We start from the raw sequence: 3513 nt of genomic DNA, 5'->3' as shown, positions 1-3513 counted from the left end.
GCGCAGATCCGGCACGCGCTGACCCGGCTGCTGCACTACACCCGACGGTGCGGGGCCGCCGCGATCGCCATCGAGGACCTCGACTTCGCGGCGGACAAGGGCCGGGAGAAGCACGGCCGCAACAAGCGGTTCCGCCGCCTGCTCTCCCGCTTCCCCACCGCGAAACTCAAGGCCCGGCTGGTGTCGATGGCCGCCGAACAGGACATCGCGCTCGTCGCGGTCGACCCCGCCTACACCAGCCGGTGGGGCGCTCAGCACTGGCAGAAACCGCTGACCACCCCACGCCGTCAGACGTCCCGGCACGATGCGGCAAGCATCGCGGTCGGACGACGCGCCCTCGGGCACCCGATCCGGCGACGAACGGCACCGCCCCACCCCGACCAGAGTGATCGTGGTGGGCATCGGACCGCCCAGGCCCGACCGGACACCCGACGGCGTCAGGAAACCCGCCCCCACCCGCCCGGACCACGCACACGATGCGCGCCACCGGGCCGTGGAGCGAAAGCGGGAGACCAGCGTGCCCAACACCGTTCGGGGCACGCGGCTGAGCAGGAGTCCTGGCAACAGGACTCACTCCCACTCAGTCTTTAGGAACGGTCCGAGGCATCGCGGACGTCTGCTCAGCCGTGGGTCGGACAGGGCCGCGAGGCCGTCTTCGTAGCGCGTGATCAGCCATGCCTGAAGGCCTCCGGCGAGGACGGCGCGCCGTACCGGGCCGTCCTCGCGCAACTGCCGGTAGAGCGGGAAGGGATCCGCCGAGAAGGCCGGGTCGGCGTAGGGCAGGAGGACCGGCTGCTGACTCATCGGGCCTCCAGGGGGCATCACGAACCCGTACAGCGAAGTTGTTCATTTTGAGGGTATAGGCCCTATTGGCCCGGCTCGTGGATGTCGCCGAAGGGAAGAGCTGCGATGGAGCGGACAACGTGCTGTGTGGTGGGCGGCGGCCCCGCGGGAATGGTCCTCGGCCTGCTGCTGGCCCGGGCCGGAGTGGCCGTCACGGTCCTGGAGAAGCACGGCGACTTTCTGCGCGACTTCCGCGGCGACACCGTGCATCCCTCGACCCTGGCGCTGCTGGACGATCTCGGTCTGGCCGAGCGTTTCGCCCGTCTGCCGCAGCGCCGGGTGACCACGGTCCGGCTGCCGCTCGGCGCGGACCGTTCGCTGATCACCGTCTCGGACATCAGCGCGCTGCCGGGCCCGTACAACTACGTGGCGATGGTGCCGCAATGGGACCTGCTCGACCTCCTCGCCGACGAGGCCCGCAAAGAGCCGTCCTTCCGGTTGCGGATGAGCACCGAGGCGACGTCTTTCCTGGTGGAGCACGGACGGGTCACCGGGGTGCGGTACCGCACGTCCGACGGCCGCAGTGGTGAACTGCGGGCCACCCTCACGGTGGCCTGCGACGGTCGGGGCTCGCTGGCGCGGTCGCGGCCCGAACTGCGGCTGCGGCAGTTCGCCTGCCCCATGGATGCCTGGTGGTTCCGGCTGCCACGGCGGGAAGGCGACCCGCACGGGCTGGTGGGAGGCGCCGGCGACCGGTTCCTGACCGCGATGATCGACCGCGGGGAGTACTGGCAGTGCGCCGCGCTGATTCCCAAGGGGACCGATGCCGAGCGCCGCGCCGCCGGTCTCGAGCGGTTCATGGCCGACTTCTCTGCCGCCGTGCCCTGGCTCGCGGGCCGGGCGCATGCGCTGCGGTCATGGGACGAGGTGCGGATGCTCGACGTACGGCTCGACCGCCTCAGGCGCTGGCACCGGCCGGGACTGCTGTGCATCGGCGACGCGGCGCACGCGATGTCACCGGTCTTCGGCATCGGCATCAACCTCGCCGTCGAAGACGCAGTGGCTGCCGCGCGGCATCTCGTCGAACCGCTGCGCAGGGGTGTGGTCGGCCTGCGGGACGTACGCGGCGTCCAGCGGCGCCGGTGGCCGACCACGGCGGCGACGCAGGCACTGCAGCGGTTGGCTCACGCGCGGGTCATCGCGCCCGTGCTCGCGGGACGTCCGCCCTTCGGCAGCGCCCGGCGGGCACAGCGGATGAGCGACCTGCTCACCACCTCACCGTGGCTCCGGCGCGTGCCGGCGTACTTCATCGGCTACGGCGCTGTGCGCGAGCGTCCGCCCGCCGAGTCGGTGCGATGAGCCGCGGCGCACGGCCGGCCCTGCCCGGTGGCCGTGGCCGGTGGCAGAGCCGGCCGCAGCCACTGGAAATCCGCCTCGCACCAGCACACGGGGGCGCGGCGCGGCCCGGTGGCAGGCGTCCGCCCTACCCGCGGGCAGCTGCCCAGGCGAGGGCGTAGCCGAAGCTGTTGAGGGCGCAGTGCAGGGCCATGGACGGGATCAGGCTGCCGGAACGGCGGCGAAGTTCGCAGAAGAGCACGCCGGCGAGGCCGGTGGTGACGACGGCGGCCGCGACGGACAAGGTGACGCCGGCTGTCCCGGTACCGAAGACGGCTTCAGCCGCAGCGTTGGCGCGGGTGAGTCCTCGGGAGGGCAGCACGTGCCAGAAGCCGAACAGGGCGGACGAGAGTGCCGTGGCCCATACGGGGCCGCGAAGCCGTGCGATCGCGGCCCACAGGACGCCGCGGAACCCCACCTCCTCGAGCAGCACCGTGCCGAACGGCACGCGCACCAGGGCCCGGTACACAAGCTCTCCGGCCGACGGTCCCGCAGCGCGTTCGTCCTCGAAGGCCTCCCGGGTGAACGGCAGGGCCCATCCGAGGAGGTAGACGACGAGGACGGCCCCGGCCAGGACGAGCCCCCAGCGCAGCCCACGGCGTGCCGATGCCCGGCCCAGCCCCAGCTCGTCCCAGCTCAGGCCGGACCGGCGGGCGAGCGTCAGGAGCAGCGCGGTCGCGGTGACGCAGACCGTGACGTACCAGTCGGGGGCCAGCACAGTGGTGAGCGTGCTCGCGGCCGCGAGCACGCTGACGGCGAGGAGCAGCAACCGCATGGTGTCTCCAGCATCCCTGACACGGAGGTGAGGGCGCGGGCCCTGCGGCCGCCGGTGCTGCTCACCGCGATGGCGCCCAGGGCGTGATCCCGGCCGGGCAGGTCCGCGCCGTGGTCGAGCGCCGGCCCGGCACCGTGTCGGCGCTCGTGACGCCGGCCGTCTCGTCTGCGTCAGCGCGCCTGACGCGTTCGCCGCCGCGTCGGGGACTTCCTCGCCGCCGTATGAGCCACGGTCCTCGGAGCATGGCCTCAAGGCGAGTTCCGCTGTGCCACGACGCCGCTGCGTTACACCACTGGATACGCGGTAGGCCCACAGTGTCGTGCGTCTTCCACGCGGCCGGGGCCTGTTCGGCGGATCGGGTCGGAGGGAGGAAGCGGCATCCCATAAACGCTGGTGAGCGGGGTTTATGGGCGTGCCAGGCCCGGTGTCTGCGGCGTGATCCGCCGGACAGGTCCCAGCACCTTCCCACCGCATGCGGCCGTCGGGACGGCCGTCCGCATTGGACTTGTGAGGACTCACGTGAGCTCGAAACCTGTCGTACTCATCGCTGAAGAGCTGTC

The 3513-nt window shown here is 72.0% G+C and carries 3 protein-coding genes and 1 pseudogene; 2 read left to right on the top strand and 2 right to left on the bottom strand.

All coding sequences use genetic code 11. The features are described from left to right. Positions 1-591 (top strand): annotated as a pseudogene (locus tag AB0D57_RS47395) (IS200/IS605 family accessory protein TnpB-related protein); the annotation flags it as partial. On the opposite strand, the gene AB0D57_RS47390 reads toward AB0D57_RS47395, so the two are convergent. Beyond that, positions 571-804, bottom strand: a complete 234-nt coding sequence (locus AB0D57_RS47390) for a hypothetical protein (protein WP_362088718.1) — start codon at positions 802-804, stop codon at positions 571-573. The pseudogene AB0D57_RS47395 and the gene AB0D57_RS47390 sit on opposite strands and share 21 nt — an antisense overlap. A gap of 105 nt (positions 805-909) precedes the next feature. On the opposite strand from AB0D57_RS47390, the gene AB0D57_RS47385 reads away from it, so the two are divergent. Continuing rightward, positions 910-2142 carry an FAD-dependent oxidoreductase gene (locus tag AB0D57_RS47385; protein ID WP_362088717.1) on the top strand — a complete coding sequence of 411 codons (1233 nt, stop codon included), beginning with the start codon at positions 910-912 and terminating at the stop codon, positions 2140-2142. Between the two features lie 124 nt (positions 2143-2266). On the opposite strand, the gene AB0D57_RS47380 is transcribed toward AB0D57_RS47385, so the two are convergent. Then, on the bottom strand, positions 2267-2953 hold the full coding sequence (locus AB0D57_RS47380; RefSeq protein ID WP_362088716.1) for a CPBP family intramembrane glutamic endopeptidase: 687 nt from the start codon (positions 2951-2953) through the stop codon (positions 2267-2269). Positions 2954-3513 lie beyond the last annotated feature (560 nt).

Origin of the sequence: Streptomyces sp. NPDC048275 (assembly GCF_040652275.1) — a bacterium.
In the GTDB taxonomy this organism is placed as follows: domain Bacteria; phylum Actinomycetota; class Actinomycetes; order Streptomycetales; family Streptomycetaceae; genus Streptomyces.
Note: the sequence above shows the minus strand (reverse complement) of the source record. Positions and strands in the feature narration are given on the sequence as shown.